Source organism: Comamonas kerstersii (assembly GCF_002056725.1).
Taxonomy (GTDB): domain Bacteria; phylum Pseudomonadota; class Gammaproteobacteria; order Burkholderiales; family Burkholderiaceae_C; genus Comamonas; species Comamonas kerstersii.
In genome coordinates this window covers 3,409,385-3,425,272 of the sequence record NZ_CP020121.1, presented here as the reverse complement: position 1 = coordinate 3,425,272, position 15,888 = coordinate 3,409,385, and the positions used below count along the sequence as shown (strand labels likewise).

At 59.7% G+C, this 15,888-nt stretch carries 13 protein-coding genes; 7 read left to right on the top strand and 6 right to left on the bottom strand.

Going from position 1 to position 15,888, the window contains the following annotated elements; translation table 11 throughout:
- Nucleotides 1-69: 69 nt before the first annotated feature.
- The 3 genes from gcvP to gcvT all read right to left on the bottom strand — a co-directional run bounded on the left by gcvP (nucleotide 70) and on the right by gcvT (nucleotide 4,710).
- Nucleotides 70-2,940, bottom strand: a complete 2,871-nt coding sequence (gcvP, locus tag B5M06_RS16055; protein WP_054067295.1) for an aminomethyl-transferring glycine dehydrogenase — start codon at nucleotides 2,938-2,940, stop codon at nucleotides 70-72.
- A gap of 127 nt (nucleotides 2,941-3,067) precedes the next feature.
- The gene (gene gcvH, locus B5M06_RS16050; RefSeq protein WP_054067212.1) at nucleotides 3,068-3,442 is read right to left on the bottom strand and encodes a glycine cleavage system protein GcvH; all 375 of its coding nucleotides are present in this window, start codon (nucleotides 3,440-3,442) and stop codon (nucleotides 3,068-3,070) included.
- Nucleotides 3,443-3,570: 128 nt separating this feature from the next.
- Nucleotides 3,571-4,710: a glycine cleavage system aminomethyltransferase GcvT gene (gcvT, locus tag B5M06_RS16045; RefSeq protein ID WP_054067213.1), complete on the bottom strand. Its 1,140-nt coding sequence runs from the start codon at nucleotides 4,708-4,710 to the stop codon at nucleotides 3,571-3,573.
- Nucleotides 4,711-4,894: 184 nt separating this feature from the next.
- Here gcvT and B5M06_RS16040 point away from each other — a divergent pair, with 184 nt between their 5' ends.
- Together B5M06_RS16040 and B5M06_RS16035 are read left to right on the top strand one after the other, a co-directional pair.
- Complete coding sequence (locus B5M06_RS16040) at nucleotides 4,895-5,758, top strand: rhodanese-like domain-containing protein (protein ID WP_080025312.1); 864 nt, start codon at nucleotides 4,895-4,897, stop codon at nucleotides 5,756-5,758.
- Between the two features lie 278 nt (nucleotides 5,759-6,036).
- Nucleotides 6,037-6,645, top strand: a complete 609-nt coding sequence (locus tag B5M06_RS16035) for an OmpW/AlkL family protein (RefSeq protein ID WP_054067215.1) — start codon at nucleotides 6,037-6,039, stop codon at nucleotides 6,643-6,645.
- 122 nt (nucleotides 6,646-6,767) lie between these two features.
- Here B5M06_RS16035 and B5M06_RS16030 read toward each other — a convergent pair whose 3' ends face one another.
- Entirely contained in the window at nucleotides 6,768-8,045 is a 1,278-nt protein-coding gene (locus B5M06_RS16030; RefSeq protein WP_054067216.1) for an O-acetylhomoserine aminocarboxypropyltransferase/cysteine synthase family protein, read from the bottom strand.
- A 130-nt stretch (nucleotides 8,046-8,175) separates the two neighbouring features.
- Entirely contained in the window at nucleotides 8,176-8,898 is a 723-nt protein-coding gene (locus tag B5M06_RS16025; protein WP_054067217.1) for a 3'-5' exonuclease, read from the bottom strand.
- Nucleotides 8,899-9,116: 218 nt separating this feature from the next.
- Here B5M06_RS16025 and B5M06_RS16020 point away from each other — a divergent pair, with 218 nt between their 5' ends.
- The 5 genes from B5M06_RS16020 to B5M06_RS16000 all read left to right on the top strand — a co-directional run bounded on the left by B5M06_RS16020 (nucleotide 9,117) and on the right by B5M06_RS16000 (nucleotide 14,016).
- Nucleotides 9,117-10,235: an HPP family protein gene (locus B5M06_RS16020; RefSeq protein ID WP_077344634.1), complete on the top strand. Its 1,119-nt coding sequence runs from the start codon at nucleotides 9,117-9,119 to the stop codon at nucleotides 10,233-10,235.
- 75 nt (nucleotides 10,236-10,310) lie between these two features.
- The gene (locus B5M06_RS16015; RefSeq protein WP_077393469.1) at nucleotides 10,311-11,264 is read left to right on the top strand and encodes an ion transporter; all 954 of its coding nucleotides are present in this window, start codon (nucleotides 10,311-10,313) and stop codon (nucleotides 11,262-11,264) included.
- Nucleotides 11,265-11,369: 105 nt separating this feature from the next.
- Nucleotides 11,370-11,972: a hypothetical protein gene (locus B5M06_RS16010; RefSeq protein ID WP_054067220.1), complete on the top strand. Its 603-nt coding sequence runs from the start codon at nucleotides 11,370-11,372 to the stop codon at nucleotides 11,970-11,972.
- 328 nt (nucleotides 11,973-12,300) lie between these two features.
- Nucleotides 12,301-13,347, top strand: coding sequence for a methionine ABC transporter ATP-binding protein (locus B5M06_RS16005; protein WP_054067221.1), 1,047 nt, complete (start codon nucleotides 12,301-12,303; stop codon nucleotides 13,345-13,347).
- 3 nt (nucleotides 13,348-13,350) lie between these two features.
- Nucleotides 13,351-14,016 (top strand): methionine ABC transporter permease, encoded by a 666-nt coding sequence (locus B5M06_RS16000; RefSeq protein ID WP_054067222.1) that lies wholly within the window; start codon nucleotides 13,351-13,353, stop codon nucleotides 14,014-14,016.
- Between the two features lie 364 nt (nucleotides 14,017-14,380).
- Here B5M06_RS16000 and B5M06_RS15995 read toward each other — a convergent pair whose 3' ends face one another.
- Nucleotides 14,381-15,784 carry an APC family permease gene (locus B5M06_RS15995; RefSeq protein ID WP_054067223.1) on the bottom strand — a complete coding sequence of 468 codons (1,404 nt, stop codon included), beginning with the start codon at nucleotides 15,782-15,784 and terminating at the stop codon, nucleotides 14,381-14,383.
- Nucleotides 15,785-15,888 lie beyond the last annotated feature (104 nt).

Genomic DNA, 15,888 nt, shown 5'->3' with positions numbered 1-15,888 from the left:
GCCGGAGCAAGGGCGCAGTGTAAGCGCTTGACCTTCAAGGCCACAAAAGGGACTCGTAAGCTTGTGGGCTCAACTCAGGTAAGCATCGGGCATCGGGCAGGTACAAAGGAGGTTGCGGTCTCCATGCACATTGTCAATGCGTGCCACAGGGGGCCAGTATTTGTGGGCCAGCTGGCTTTGCGCAGCGGCCTCTGCGCGGCTGTAGGGGTGTAGCCAGTGCTCGCGCAGCAGCTGTGCGGCAGTGTGCGGGGCATTTTTCAGCGGATTGTCCTCACGCGGCCATGCACCGCTTTCAATGCGCCTGATTTCTTCACGGATGGCAATCATGGCGTCGATGAAACGGTCCAGCTCTTGCAGGGGTTCACTTTCTGTAGGCTCCACCATCAGGGTGCCCGGCACCGGGAAGGAGAGTGTGGGGGCATGGAAACCGTAGTCGATCAGGCGCTTGGCCACGTCTTCCGCTGTCACACCACTGCTGTCCTTGAGAGGGCGCAGGTCCAGAATGCATTCATGGGCGACCAGTCCATCGGGGCCGGTGTAGAGCGTGGGATAGTGTGCCTTCAGGCGGGTGCTGATGTAGTTGGCATTCAGAATGGCAGCCTCTGTGGCGTGGCGCAGGCCAGCTGCACCCATCATGCGGATGTACATCCAGCTGATGGGCAGCACGCTGGCATTGCCATAGGGGGCAGCCGATACCGCCCCCACCGCTGCGGGCCGTCCAGCCGTGGCATGGCCGGGCAGGAAGGGTGCCAGATCCTGCACCACGCAGACGGGGCCCACGCCCGGTCCGCCGCCGCCGTGTGGAATGCAAAACGTCTTGTGCAGATTGAGGTGGCTGACATCACCGCCAAAAGCGCCAGGGGCAGCAAGGCCGACCAGGGCGTTCATATTGGCACCATCTACATACACGCGACCACCGTGCTGGTGCACGACTTCGCACAGTGCACGAATGCTGTCTTCAAACACACCGTGCGTGCTTGGGTAGGTCACCATGATGCAGGCCAGTTCGTGGCTGTGCGCTTCGCACTTGGCCTGCAGGTCTGCCATGTCGATATTGCCATGGGCATCGCAGGCAACGACCACCACACGCATGCCGCACATCTGCGCGCTGGCAGGGTTGGTGCCATGGGCGCTGGCGGGTATCAGACAGACCGTACGCTGGCTGTCACCACGGGCTGCATGCCAGGCACGGATGGCGAGCAGGCCAGCATATTCGCCCTGTGAGCCCGCATTGGGCTGCAAACTCACGTCCGCATAGCCTGTGATGCTGCACAGCCACTGGCGCAATTGCTGGTCGAGCAGGGCATAGCCTTGCTGCTGGTCCGCAGGTGCAAAGGGGTGAATGTGCGCAAATTCCGGCCAGGTGATGGGAAGCATCTCGCTGGTGGCATTGAGCTTCATGGTGCAGGAGCCGAGCGGAATCATGCAGCGATCCAGCGCCAGGTCTTTGTCGGCCAGACTGCGGATGTAGCGCAGCATGGCTGTCTCGCTGCGGTAGCGGTGAAAGACCGGATGGTTCAGATAGGTGCTGCTGCGCTGCAAAGACGCAGGAATGCGCGCAGCGGTGTGGGTGTCAACAGCCGGTGCAGATGGGCTGCCGAAGAGGCGCAGCAGCAGCGCCACATCGGCGGCAGTGCTGGTCTCGTCCAGCGAAATGCCGAGTTCAGATTCAGAGACTTTTCGCAGGTTAACGCCCGTCAATACTGCGCGAGTAGCTATATTTAATGCATGACCGGGGACCGAAATGGTGATGGTGTCGAAGGCCGTGTCATGCACCAGGCGATGGCCCAGTGCCTCCAGCCCCAGTGCCAGAGCAGCGGTCAGACTGGCAATGCGCTGGGCCATGGCACGCAGGCCGTCCGGGCCATGGTAGACCGCGTACATGCTGGCGACCACGGCAGGCAGCACCTGGGCGGTGCAGATGTTGGAAGTGGCTTTTTCGCGGCGGATGTGCTGCTCACGGGTCTGCAGTGCCAGTCGCAAAGCAGGTGCACCTTCTGCATCCAGGCTGACGCCCACCAGCCGTCCGGGCAGTGAGCGCTTGTAGGTATCCTGACAGGCCATGAAGGCTGCATGCGGGCCTCCTGCGCCCATGGGCATGCCAAAGCGCTGGCTGCTGCCCACCACAATGTCTGCCCCCCATTCGCCGGGCGGTGTGAGCAGGGTCAGTGCCAGCAGATCGGCAGCCACTACCAGCAGGGCTTGCTGTGCATGGCACAAGCTGGCCGCTTCCTGCCAGTCATGGATGGCGCCTGTACTGCTGGGGTATTGCACCAGCGCCCCAAAGTGTGGCGTTTGCAGTGCGGTGAAAAATGCCTCATGGGTGTCTGGGACGCAGATCTGCCAGCCCATGGGGGCGGCGCGGGTGCGCAGCACTTCCAGCGTTTGAGGGTGAACGTCAGGATGCACCACGAACACGGTGCTCTGGCTGCGGGCGCTGCGCTGGGCCAGAGCCATGGCTTCGGCTGCGGCGGTGGCTTCGTCCAGCATGGACGCATTGGCAATGGGCATGGCAGTGAGGTCACACACCATGGTCTGAAAGTTCAGCAAGGCTTCCAGACGGCCTTGCGAAATTTCTGCCTGATACGGGGTGTAGGCCGTGTACCAGGCCGGATTCTCCAGAATGTTGCGCTGAATGACGCCTGGCGTGTGCGTGCCGTAATAGCCCTGGCCGATAAAGCTCTTGAGGATGCGGTTGCGACAGGCAATGGATTTGAGTTCCTGCAGCGCTTCGGCCTCAGTGGCAGCTGGCGGCAAGTCCATGGGGTGTTGCAGGGCGATGCTGGCGGGGACGACGGCCTGCATCAGCGCGTGGCGTGATGATTGGCCAATGACTTGAAGCATATGTGCTTCATCGGCTGCAGCTGGGCCGATGTGTCGTGCGGCAAAGTCGGTGTGCGTGTCCCATTGTGACAAGGGGGCTTGCAGTCGCTGATTCATCATCCAACCTCCATAAGCCAAATGCATTGGCAGCGCAGCAGGCAGTGCCGCAGGCTGCTATCCAAAACGCGAGAGAACCGGGGATGAAAAAACGCACCAGCCGGGGCAAGGTGCGTTTTGAAGGGTTTTAGCTGTTGGCTGCGAAGTCGCCGTAAGCAGTTTCGTCCATCAGACCATCCAGCTGGCTGGGGTCACTGAGTTTCACTTTGAAGAACCAACCGGTGTTCAGCGGGTCGGTATTGGCCAGTGCGGGGTCATTACGCAGTGCTTCGTTGACTTCCACAATCTCACCGGAAACAGGCATGTAGACGTCAGCAGCAGCCTTGACCGATTCGACCACACCTGCGACTTCGCCCTGGTTGAAGGTGGCGCCCACAGCGGGCAGATCCACAAAGACTACATCGCCCAGGGCATCCTGTGCATGCACGGTGATGCCAACCACTGCGGCCTCAGGATTGGCGGCGTTGATCCATTCGTGTTCTTTGGAAAATTTGATGCTCATGACGGCTCACTCCGGTATGCAATAACTATGAGTCCAGCACATGCACAGCGCATGTACGGAATGAATGACACTGTAGCGGTTTCTGCATGGGTCTACGGACGACGGGAAACATCTGCCATTGCGCAGGCCTAGCCTTTGCGGTAGCGCGGCGCTACAAAGGGCAGGGGAACCACTTCCATGGTTACGGGCTTGCCACGCACCATGGCATGGATGCGGGTGCCAAATGCGGTATAGGCCGGAGGCAGATAGCCCATGGCGACAGGGCGATCCAGGCTGGGTGCCATGGAGCCGCTGGTGACAACGCCAATTGCCTCACCATCAGGGATATGCAGGGCAGTACTGTCGCGCACAGGTACACGTTCCATGGCATGCAGGCCTACGCGGATCTTGTCGAGAGGGATGTCGCCTGCGAGTTGTGGCAGCACCACATCTGCGCCGATGAAGCCGCCTTCGCGCAATCCCCCCGTGCGGCGTGCTTTGGGAATGCTCCAGGCCAGACCTGCCTGCGAGGGTGTGGTGCTGCTGTCCATGTCTGCGCCATAGAGGCACAGCCCTGCTTCCAGCCGCAGCGTATTGCGCGCGCCCAGTCCGGCAGGCAGCACCTGTGGCTGTGCCAGCGCCCAGCGCGCAAAGGCTTCCATATGGAATGCCGGCAAAGCGATTTCAAACCCATCTTCGCCGGTATAGCCACTGCGCGTGAGGTAGCCCACAGCCCCCTGAAAGCGCAAGGGTGCGCCTTGCATGAAGCTGAGTGTGCTGGCGGCTGGATGGATGGCCTGCAGAACAGCAGCGGCCTGTGGTCCTTGCAGGGCCACCAGTGCCATGTCAGGCAGCATCTGAATATGGCAGGAATGGCCAATGTGCTTTTGCAGCCAGGCCAAGTCCTCATGCTTGCGGCTGGCGTTGACGATAAGCAGATAGTCATCACCACGGTTGATGAGCATCAGATCGTCCAGAATTCCGCCGTTTTCATTGAGCAGCAGGGCATAGCGCTGGCGATGGGGGGCAAGGCCGAGCACATCAATGGGCAGTACCTGCTCCAGCGCAGTGGCGGCTTGTGGGCCGCTGACGCTGATTTGCCCCATGTGCGAGACATCAAACAGACTGACCTGCTCGCGGGTATGGCGGTGCTCTGCTATCAGGCCCTGGGGATATTGCACAGGCATGTCGTAGCCTGCGAACTGCACCATGCGGGCTCCCAGCGCCAGGTGCAAAGCATGCAGGGGCGTGGTACGAACTTCGGCAGGGGAAGGGGAAACACTGCTCATAAGCTTGTCATCCTCTGTTCTGGTGTGTCGAGTCATTCTAGGCGGGCGATCGCTTCTCGCTGCTGAATGTTGTGTGAAAGCTATCCAGCCCCACGCTTGGCAGCCAAGGCCGCGCATCTATGATGCGTGTCTTTGTGTTCAGAGGCATGCGTGTGCATGCAGCTCTGGTTTGGATCCATTCACCATGCTCTCTCACTCATTGAAGTGGACGACCCTGATGGGCGTCCTAGGTGCAGCGTTGCTGACTTCTGGCTGCTCATATGTCAAAGGTTTCTATGGCGGTAAAGCGCAGACGCAGACCGCAACGACGGCGGCGACTGTGCTTTATGCGCCTGAACGTCACTATGCCGCAGACATCAGCGCCGCGCGTGCCTATGTGAGTGCGCAGCTGCCTGCTTCGCAGCGCATGGCTTTGCTGGATGTGCGCGATGCCACGGAATATCGCATGGGCCATCCGGAAGGGGCCTTCCATGTGCCTTATCCACGCATTTACCGTCAGTGCCAGCCTCACCCCAGTGGTGCAGAGCAAGCCCAGATCCGGTCGGACGATGGCAGCGAATGCCGCTATGGCGTGGTGCCGGGCAGTGAAGTGCGCATGAGTGCAGCGGATTTCTGGCAGGCCGTGGTGGATGTGCTGCCCTATAAGGATGCGCCTATTGCAGTGCTGTGCCGCAATGCCGCATGTGCCGCAGAGGCCGCCAACCTGCTGGCGCGGCCTGATCTGTCTGTAGACCCCAAGCTTGCAGGGCAGGGCTATCGGTCGGTCTATGTCATCAAGGAGGGCTTTGTGGGGGCGCCCATGGTGGCCACAGATGTGCAGACAGGACGTGTGCTGAGCACAGAGAAAAAAGCGCAGGCCTTCAAGCAGTCGAGCGGCAAAACCCAGTTGTATGCGCAGCCATCTGTGCCTGTAGACGCAGACAATGACGGAAAAATCACGCAGGCGGACTGGAGCGGCTGGCGCAATTTTCTGGGCTTGCCCTATGTCATGAGCCTGCAGCCCAGTTTGCTCAGTGAGGCTGCTCAGCCCTATTACGAAAAACCTTGAGGAAGCTGAACTGTGGCAAGTGTGTTGGTGAGCTGCAACAGATCACTTGCTTGCGCACCGTTCCTGCATCAACGCTACGTTCAGCAATGGATGCTGCAGGGCAGTGCCTTGTCAAAGCAGTGAGCAGGTGCTAACGAAATGTTGCTTTTGAGCAGCATTTCAGTCATTTCTGAAATGTCTGGGGTTGGCTTTTGACTTAGGGCAAACGGCGCTGTGCATCGCGGTGATGCAATGGCTGTACGGGGGCTGTCCCCGGGTTCACTAACTGAATACCCATTATGAAAAAGACTCTGCTGGCTGTAGCCGCTCTGTGTGCGTTGACTTCCGGTGCTGCAATGGCGCAGCAGCAAGATGGCAAGTGGCAAATCCGTGCACGTGCTGTGAATATCGATTTCCACAATGGTGGCGCTGCGCATGCTCAGGGTGTGAGCGTCAAGGACAAGACCATTCCTGAAGTCGATATCACTTACTTCTTCACACCTAATATCGCTGCAGAACTGATTCTGACCTACCCACAGAAGCTGGATGTGAAAGCGGGTGATGCCAAGATCGGTACGCTGAAGGCTTTGCCTCCTACGCTGACAGCCCAATATCACTTCACCAACTTTGGCGCTTTCAAGCCTTATGTGGGCGCTGGTATTAACTACACCCGTTTCTCTAGCCAAAAGGACACAGCAGGTATTGGCTGGAAAGTGAAAAACCACAGTTGGGGCGGTGCTCTGCAGGTTGGTTTCGACTATGCGCTGGATAAGAACTGGTCGCTCAACTTTGACGTGAAGAAGGTCTACATGGACACCAAGGTGACAGCTGGAAATGGTGCTGTTGACATGGGCAAACTCAAGCTGAACCCCGTACTGATCGGCGTTGGCGTTGGCTACCGCTTCTAAGCAGGCATCCTCCAAGGGCTTTCAAACCGCTGTGCTGTATGGCACAGCGGTTTTTTTGCCTGTGGAGAATAAAAAAACCGTCCACCAATGTGGACGGTTTTTGTGGATGCCGTGGCTGGTGATCAGACTTTATCCAGCGCCTGCTCCAGGTCAGCCAGCAAATCGTCGATGTGCTCAATGCCGATGGATAGGCGCACCATGCCTTCGGTGACGCCAGCCTTGGCCAGCTCTGCGGCGTCGAGCTGGCGGTGGGTGGTGGAGGCAGGGTGGGTGGCCAGCGATTTGGCATCGCCGATGTTGACCAGGCGTGTGAACAGCTGCAGTGCATCCAGGAAGCGGGCACCGGCAGCGCGCGCATCCTCGGCCTTGAGGCTGAAGGACAGAATGCCCGAAGCGCGGCCCTGAGACTGTTTTTGCACGATGGCATGGTCGGGATGGTCTTTCAGACCAGCGTAGCGCACCCATTCCACCTTGGGATGGCGTTGCAGGGTTTCAGCAATCTTCTGGGTGTTGTCGCAGATGCGGTCCATGCGCAGCGCCAGGGTTTCAATGCCTTGCAGAATCTGGAAGGCATTCTGGGGCGAGATGGCCGCACCCATATTGCGCAGCGGCACCACGCGGGCGCGGCCGATGTAGGCAGCTTCGCCCAGGGCTTCGGTATAGACCACGCCGTGGTAGCTGACGTCGGGTTCGTTCAGACGCTTGAAGCGCTCCTTGTGCGCTGCCCAGGGGAATTTGCCGCTGTCCACAATCGCGCCGCCGACGCTGGTGCCGTGGCCGCCCAGGTATTTGGTGAGCGAGTGCACGACGATGTCTGCACCAAATTCGATAGGGCGTAGCAGGTAGGGCGAGGGCACGGTGTTGTCCACAATCAGTGGCACACCGTGGGCGTGCGCCACATCGGCCAGCGCGCGGATGTCGGTCACATTGCCCAGCGGGTTGCCGATGGACTCAATAAACACCGCCTTGGTCTTGGCATCGATGAGCTTGCCAAAGCTGGCCGGATCGCGCGGATCGGCAAAGCGCACCTCAATGCCCTGCTGCGGGAACGTATGGGCAAACAGGTTGTAGGTGCCGCCGTAGAGCGTGCTGGCGGAGATGATGTTGTCGCCGGCCTCTGCAATGGTCTGGATGGCGTAGGTGGTGGCGGCCATGCCCGATGCCACGGCCAGCGCCGCAATACCGCCTTCCAGCGCTGCGACGCGCTTTTCCAGCACATCGGTCGTAGGGTTCATGATGCGGGTGTAGATATTGCCCTGCACTTTGAGGTCAAACAGATCCGCGCCGTGCTGGGCGCTGTCAAAGGCATAGGCCACCGTCTGGTAGATAGGAACGACGACGGCTTTGGTCGCGGGATCAGGGCTGTATCCAGCGTGCACGGCCAGTGTTTCGATGCGCATGTTTGTCTCCTGCTGTGGTTGATAGCGTCGCAATAATTGTGAAAAAGAAAGCGGACGCTGCCAACCAAGCAAAAGCTATGTGCTTATGCCTGCTTGATGTAGTGCAAAACTGATAGCTTTTTAGGCAGTATCAGTCTGTGCTGGAAACGTGTTGCATGCTTTGTTGCTTGGGCGATGGCTGCATGGCTGAAGTTGCCGCTGTGCCTGGAGCATGGCGGGGGCGTCTGGGGCGGCTTGGGGCAGGGGCAGCCTGTGTGCTTTCCCAGGCGGGCAAAGCGGCATAGACCATGGCGGGGGCATGCGCGTCATTGGCGGCGTAGCGAATCTGTGCCGGGCTGAGCTGGCGCAGCGCCCAGTTGCTGGTTGATTGCTTTTTCGACTTGTGAAAGCTCTGGCCCAGCACCAAGGCCACGGCTGCACGCACGCCGGTGGATGCACCATAGCCATAGCGCTTGAAGACACGGTCCAGGTCGAGCACATTCACCAAGGGAACGCTCAGCCGATGCGGCAGGGTGGATTTGTCATTGTCCAGGCCAAAGCCCACTTTGATGATGTCTGGATGCGCCATGACTGCTTGCGCCAGCGCCAGGGCTTCAGCGTGATGCAGCTGAAGAATCCATGCCGCCTCAGGCGTTGCCAGCTGCACGATGTGGGGGCCGGTGTCGACCTGCCCGGGCCGGAAAAGGGGCTTGCTTTCGGTATCAAACCCCAGTGCCTGCTGTGCCAGCAGTACGGCGCGGGCCTCGGCGAATGCCTGGGGTGTCTGTGGAATATGAATGGCGCTGTCGGGCAGTGCGTTGTAGGGAGGAAGCAGCTGGCTTTCTTCTTTGGAGGGGGGCTTGATGCGGGGCATGGTGCAGGAGTGTGCCTGAACTGTTGCCCTCAGGGCGGCGCAGCGCAAAGTACCAAGAGGGGCGCCGGTGGCAGGCATGACCATGCCCCAGACAGGGGCAGTGCGATCCTCTTTATAGTGCGCCAGCAATTTCGCCAACAGGGAGGGCCAGCTTGTCCATCATGGGTGACGCCTGACCCTCGCAACGATGTGGCGCCGTGTGGCGCGTGCTTAACACCATGGATTTCCGTAAAGCTTGGAAGCCTGCGGTCGCTCCGGCGACGCGCCAGGACGTGTGGCGTGTCGGTCTGGGCGGCATGCTGGGGCTGGCGCTGGCGTCGTTGCTGGTCTGGGGGTGCCAGCAGCTGGGGATACCAGCCGGGCTGAACCTGTTCGCACCGCTGGGTGCCAGTGCCGTGCTGCTGTTTGCCGTGCACACGAGCCCGCTGGCACAGCCCTGGTCCTGCGTGGTGGGCAACACTGTGGCCGGATTGTGGACCTGGCTGGTGGTCAGTTGTGTGCCGCTGGACTGGGCGCCGGCGCTGGCTGTGGGCGGCGCCATCATGGTGATGCAGCTCACCCGCTCGCTGCACCCGCCCGGAGGCGCCGTGGCGCTGCTGTGGGCACTCGATGCGCAGCACGGCACCGTCCATGGCTGGACCTATGCCCTCTGGCCGATTGGTGTGCTGACGCTGTGCCTGGTACTGGTGGCCATCGTGTACCACCGTGTCTGTGGCAAGCGCTATCCACTGCAGCCCGTGGCGATGTCCACGGCGGGCATGCAGCAGCTGCCGACCAAGGCGCTGTCCGAAGCTGACCTGCAGGCGCTGCTGTCGCGCTTTGACCAGAGCAACAACCTGACGGCGCAGGAGCTGCAGCAGCTGGTGCTGGCTGCGGAGGAGCAGGCCATCGCACGGCGCTTTGGCAGCGTGCATTGCGGGCAGCTGATGACCACGGCCATGTGGACGTGCTCGCCCCTGGAGTCGTTGGACAGCCTGGCGGCGAAGTTTCAGCAGCATCCCATCAAAAGCCTGCCCGTCGTGGGCGTGCAGGGCGAGCTGCTTGGCGTGGTGGCGCGCAGTGCGCTGCTCGACTGGCTGTGGCAGCAGCGCGGGAACGTGGCGCAACGCCGCCAGCAGCGTGTCTGGCGCCTGTGGGGCAAGAAACCCGCACAGCCCACGGCCTGTGCCGCGGATCTGATGGCCGATGCACCACTGTGCGTGCAGGACAGCACCCCCGTGTCGCAGCTGCTGGCCGTGCTGGCCGAGCATGCCGTGCCCTTTGTTGCGGTGCTGCGCCAAGGGAGGCTGGTGGGGCTGATCACGCGCACGGACATCATGCGGCTGTTGCTGCACTAGCGAGAGCACCTTCCCTTCCTACAATGGCGCCTGCTTGTGCGAGCCCAACCGGGCTCGCCTTCCGGGACACCTTGTATGCGCTTGCTCGTTTCGATTTCTGACTTCTTCCGTGACAACTACCCGTCCTCAGAACGACTGGGGATGCCGGTTGCGCGCTGGCGGCAGAGCATTTACCGCACGGTGTTTGAGACGAACACCGAGATGGGCAAGCGCTTTGAGCGCAGGTTGACGCTGGCTATCATCCTGAGCCTGTGCGTGGTGATTGCGCACAGCATTCCCTCGGTGGTCAGCCACCGTCCGCTGTACTACCTGCTGCGTGCGCTGGAGTGGGTGTTTACGCTGGGCTTTACGGCAGAGTATGTGCTGCGGCTGATTTCAGTGCGCCATCCCTTGCGCTATGCACTGAGCTTTTATGGGCTGGTAGACCTGCTGGCCATTGTGCCCACCTATCTGAGCATCTTTTTCCCCGACGCGCACCTGCTGGTGGCGGTGCGGGCGTTGCGGCTGGTGCGCACCTTTCACGTCTTCCCGATTTTTCGCAGCTTTCTCAACGAGTACCTGATGCTTGGACAGGCGCTGCGGGCCAGTGCGCGCAAGATTTTTGTGTTTCTGAGTGTGGTGGCGCTGATCGTCTATGTCATGGGCACGCTCATGTACTTGCTGGAAGGCCCGGAGCACGGCTTTACCAGCGTGCCCATCGGCATTTACTGGGCGATTTCGACCGTGACCACCGTGGGCTATGGGGACGTAACCCCTGCCACTCCGCTGGGGCGTATCTTCGGCTCCACCATGATGCTGCTGGGCTGGGGTGTGCTGGCTGTACCAACGGGTATTGTGGGGGCGGAACTGTCACGCAATGTGGGCACCAAGGCCGCGCTCAAAGGCGTGTCATGCGATACCTGCGGGCTGGAGCGCCATGAGGAAGATGCGCGCTACTGCCGCCGCTGTGGCACGCGGCTGGTCTTGCCGGGGACGCAGCGTGTCAAACCGCAGGCGCCTGCAGCAGAGCACAGCAGCCAGGTCCAGTGAGGGTGGCGCCCCTTGAGGGAACGAATGTGGCCTTGTGTTGCACGTAGCAAGTGGCGTTCATGGCAAGATCAGCGCTTTGTTGGATCCATCGGCGAGGTAAAACACATGAAGCAGCGGTTGTGGCAGGCAATGGGAGCAGTGGCAGCGGTGCTGGCACTGGCAGGGTGCGCCAGCGCAGACAAAAAAGGCGGCACGGAGGCCGTGGTACAGGTCAATGTGGATAACGCCCGGCGTGTGACAGACATTGGCTTTGCCCCGCAGGCAGTGGAGTGTGGCCTGGTGGCGCATTGCCCCACGCTGGGCGTGCAGTGGAGCAGTGAAACGCCCAATCGTGCCATCTTGCTGGTTGGTACACGCGGTGGCAAGGCCAAGGTGGAGTCGCTGGAGTTCAATGCCCGTCCCCATGCGCCGCTGCGCGTGCGCTCTCTGGCCAAGCAGGGCTCAGATCTGCCCGGTGTGACAGCCTTTGTGGTGCCCATGGACACCATCGAGCGCGTGGCCTTTGGCAAGGATGCATGGGTGCGCCTGTATACCGATGACGGCGTGATTGAGGAGCTGATGCACAACGGTGAGCGCAGCAGCCGCGCTTCTGATGCTTTCAAGCGTCTGGTCTACGAAGCCTACAAGGGCACAGACAAGGAAGCGCCACAAGGCCTGTTGCAGATGTTCGGTGGCGACAAGCCCTACACCCCGAACTACGATAAATAAGTAGCGCCTTGCGCTGATCTACAAAGGATTTGCAAGTGTTTTATCTTGCAAATCCTTGTTGTTTCAGCGCTAGCAGCTTTTCTTTTGAGAGCGGCAGCGTACGCTACCAGGAGGCTGCGGCATGGTTTAGCGCTGCTTTGCACGCGGCAAGGACTGAAATCAGGCATCATTGCGGGTTTACGCCTAGCTTGCCGACGTTATAACCAAAGCATCTTATTGCTTAAATATTGATTCTTTGGGGTTTGATATTTCGGCGCGTTACATTCCAACATCTTCTATATCTAGAGCACGTCGCCAGTTTTGCGCGCTACGTGCGGTAGCGAATCACATGATCGAGATTCGGGATCTGTCCCTGACTTACCAAGGCCCCAAGGGGCCGGTCGAAGCGCTCAAGCACATCAACCTGCGTGTTGAAAAGGGCGAAATCTTCGGCATTATTGGTCGCTCCGGTGCGGGCAAAAGCTCGCTGGTGCGCTGCATCAACTTGCTCAATCGCCCCACATCCGGCCAGATGATGGTGGATGGCAACGACCTGATGCAGCTCAGCGATGCACAGCTGCGCGCTGCCCGCCATCAAATTGGCATGGTGTTCCAGCACTTCAATCTGCTGTCTTCGCGCACCGTCTATGACAACGCCGCGCTGCCGCTGGAGCTGGCCGGCATGTCCAAGGCCGAAATCAAAAAGCGCATTGACCCGCTGCTGGAGCTGGTGGGCCTGTCGCATCTGGCCGATCGCTACCCCGCGCAGATCTCTGGCGGCCAGAAGCAGCGTGTGGGCATTGCCCGTGCACTGGCTTCCAACCCCAAGGTGCTGCTCAGTGACGAGGCCACTTCGGCGCTGGACCCTGAAACCACCCGTTCCATTCTGGATTTGCTGCGCAAGGTCAACCGCGAGCTGGGCGTGACCGTGGTCTTGATTACGCACCAGATGCAGGTGATCAAGCAGATTGCGGACCGTGTGGCCGTGATCGACGCTGGTGAAATTGCAGAAATGGGCCCGGTGATCGATGTGTTCACCAAGCCCCAGAAGGACATCACCAAGAGCCTGATCGACGAAATCGTGCCCCAGGAACTGCCCGAGAGCGTGGGCAACCGTGTGCGCGCACTGGCTGCCAAGCTGCCTGCGGGGCAGACGGGCAAGCTGCTGCGCCTGTCGTACGCGGGTGAAAGTGCCTATGAGCCTATCCTGTCGCACCTGATTCGTGAGCTGGGGCTGGATCTGTCCATCCTGCACGGTCAGATTGACGAGATTCAGGAGCAGACCTTTGGCTCACTGGCGGTCTATGCCAGCGGCGAAGCCGCCAAGATTGAAGCAGCTATCACGCACCTGCAGCAGGCTGGCGTGATCGTGCAAGTGGTGGAAGTAAAGGCTTAAGCGATGTTTGAGAATTTTTCTGAAATGATGATTCAGCTGTTCATCGACTCCTTCTGGGAGACGGTGATCATGGTGGGCGTCTCTGGCGTAATTGGTGCGCTGATCGGCATTCCCATGGGTGTGTTCCTGCGTCTGACGGACAAGGGCGGCGTGCTGGAAAACGCACCGCTGAACAATTCCGTGGGCTGGGTGGTCAATGCCGTGCGCTCCACGCCTTTCATCATCTTGCTGGTGGCCATTATTCCGCTCACGCGATTTATTACAGGCTCCTCCATCGGCACCTGGGCGGCTGTGGTGCCTCTGACCATTGCGGCTGCGCCCTTTATTGCGCGTCTGGTGGAAACCTCGCTGCGTGAAGTGGACAACGGCCTGATCGAAGCTGCCCAGTCCATGGGCGCGACGACCAGCCAGATCGTGTGGAAGGTGCTGCTGCCCGAAGCCATGCCCGGCATCATTGCTGGCCTGACCATCAGCCTGGTGAGCCTGACGGGTTACTCGGCCATGGCAGGTGCCATCGGTGGCGGTGGCCTGGGGGACCTGGGCATCCGCTACGGCTACCAGCGTTTCCTGCCCGACATCATGCTCGCCGTGGTGATCATTCTGATCTTCTTTGTGCAGGCTATTCAAAGTCTGGGTGACTGGGTCGTCCGCCGCATTAGCCACAAATAAATCCGAGGTGCTGCAGCGCAGGCATATCCCTGCCTGCAGGTACCGCGCAACTGAAAATGCCGTTCACTGCAATTGAGTGAGCGGCATTTTTTTATGCGTGCTATTTGTGCAGAGGCGAGGAGCATGCCACTGCGTGGAGCCGTGTCTGACGGGGTAGGTTGAACGCTGTGTTGTGCTGCGTTCTGTAGCGATTGCTGCTGTACGCGAGTGCACGTGGAGAGCAGCAGAGTGCGGAACCACCCAATCGCGCTGGCCGGAGGTTACTGCAACAAAAAACGCCTGTACACAAGTAGCGCGTACAGGCGTTGGCGATTCAAGCTGCTGTGTGCACGTACTGGCGTGCTACACAGCAGGGAAGACAAGCTCAGTCTTCGTCGTGTTCGTTGTGCTGGTATTGAGGCGCAGGCTTTTTGAAGCCCTTGGTCATCCATGCCAGATACACAATGCCAACGGCAGCCCAGGCAATGCCGGCCTTGAGCGATGTGTCTTCCACTTCCAGCCACAGCGCGCCAATGGAGATAAAGCCTAGCAGAGGAACGATGAAGTAGTTCAGGATGTCCTTGGCATTCTTCAGACGGCCATCACGGAAGCCGTAGCTGCAGATCACGGACAGGTTCACAAAGCTGAACGCAGTCAGTGCGCCGAAGGAAATCAGTGCCACCACGAACTCCAGGCTCAGGAAACCAGCGGTCAGACCGATCACGCCAGCCAGCCAGATGTTGTAGGCAGGGGTGAAGTTCTTGGGGCTGATATAGCCAAAGAACTTCTTGGGCAGCACGCCGTCACGGCCCATCACATACATCAGGCGCGAAACACCTGCGTGTGCAGAGATGCCCGAAGCCATCACGGTGATGATGGCAAAGCTCAGCACCACAGACTGGAAGAAGGCGCCGCCCACCAGCAGCAGAATTTCAGGCTGGGTTTCATCGACCAGCTCGAAGTACTGCTCGGGATTGCCCGGGAAGTACAGCTGCATGAAGTAGGTGGAGATGATGAAGATGATGCCGGAGATCAGTGCGGTCAGGAAAATCGCACGAGGCAGGGTCTTTTTCGTGTCCTTGGTCTCTTCAGCCAGCGAGCTCAGCGAGTCAAAGCCGGTGAACGAGAAGCACAAGATGGTGGCGCCTGTGATCAAGGCAGCGATTTCTGTATTAGCGCTCCAGAAGGGAGAGAGGCTCCACAGGCCATCGGCAGCACTTTGTTCGGCAATCTTGCCCAGTGCGTTTTCACCCGCCAGCAGCTTGCTGTAGATGATCCAGGTGAAGATGCCAATGATCAGTACCTGCAGCAGCACGATCAGGCTGTTGAAGTTCGCCACAAAGCGTACGCCACGCAGGTTGATGCCAACCATCAGCAGCGACAGCGCGACAATCCAGACCCAGTGGTTGACGTCAGGGAACAGCGCTGTGAGGTAGATGTTCGCCAGCAGGATGTTGACCATGGGGGACAACAGATAGTCCAGCAGCGAGGACCAGCCCACCATAAACCCGGCGTTGGGGTGGATGGACTTTTGCACATAGGTGTAAGCGGAGCCCGATGACGGGTGCTTGCGAATCATGTGGCCGTAGCTGATCGATGTCAGCAGCACGGCGATCAATGCAATCAGATAAGACGTAGGTACGTGCTGCACACTGTCTCTGGAGACCATGCCGAACGTATCTAACAGCGTCATGGGCTGGATATAGGCCAGGCCGATGATGATGACTTGCCAGAGGACAAGTGTCTTTTGGAGCTTTGCTACTCCGTGAGTGTCACGATGGGTGGTCAATTTCTCTACCTCTTGGGGGGTATCAGGGGATGAAGATTTCTGGTGGTTTGGCCTTGGGGCGATCGGGCAGCTGCGTCAGGTACAGCGCTTGATTGGTAAAAATG

What these genes read in the sequence shown, in the direction of transcription:
- gcvP (WP_054067295.1), bottom strand. Translation starts at nt 2,940, where the DNA reads ATGAATCAGCGACTGCAAGCCCCCTTGTCACAATGGGACACGCACACC.
- gcvH (WP_054067212.1), bottom strand. Translation starts at nt 3,442, where the DNA reads ATGAGCATCAAATTTTCCAAAGAACACGAATGGATCAACGCCGCCAAT.
- gcvT (WP_054067213.1), bottom strand. Translation starts at nt 4,710, where the DNA reads ATGAGCAGTGTTTCCCCTTCCCCTGCCGAAGTTCGTACCACGCCCCTG.
- B5M06_RS16040 (WP_080025312.1), top strand. Translation starts at nt 4,895, where the DNA reads ATGCTCTCTCACTCATTGAAGTGGACGACCCTGATGGGCGTCCTAGGT.
- B5M06_RS16035 (WP_054067215.1), top strand. Translation starts at nt 6,037, where the DNA reads ATGAAAAAGACTCTGCTGGCTGTAGCCGCTCTGTGTGCGTTGACTTCC.
- B5M06_RS16030 (WP_054067216.1), bottom strand. Translation starts at nt 8,045, where the DNA reads ATGCGCATCGAAACACTGGCCGTGCACGCTGGATACAGCCCTGATCCC.
- B5M06_RS16025 (WP_054067217.1), bottom strand. Translation starts at nt 8,898, where the DNA reads ATGCCCCGCATCAAGCCCCCCTCCAAAGAAGAAAGCCAGCTGCTTCCT.
- B5M06_RS16020 (WP_077344634.1), top strand. Translation starts at nt 9,117, where the DNA reads ATGGATTTCCGTAAAGCTTGGAAGCCTGCGGTCGCTCCGGCGACGCGC.
- B5M06_RS16015 (WP_077393469.1), top strand. Translation starts at nt 10,311, where the DNA reads ATGCGCTTGCTCGTTTCGATTTCTGACTTCTTCCGTGACAACTACCCG.
- B5M06_RS16010 (WP_054067220.1), top strand. Translation starts at nt 11,370, where the DNA reads ATGAAGCAGCGGTTGTGGCAGGCAATGGGAGCAGTGGCAGCGGTGCTG.
- B5M06_RS16005 (WP_054067221.1), top strand. Translation starts at nt 12,301, where the DNA reads ATGATCGAGATTCGGGATCTGTCCCTGACTTACCAAGGCCCCAAGGGG.
- B5M06_RS16000 (WP_054067222.1), top strand. Translation starts at nt 13,351, where the DNA reads ATGTTTGAGAATTTTTCTGAAATGATGATTCAGCTGTTCATCGACTCC.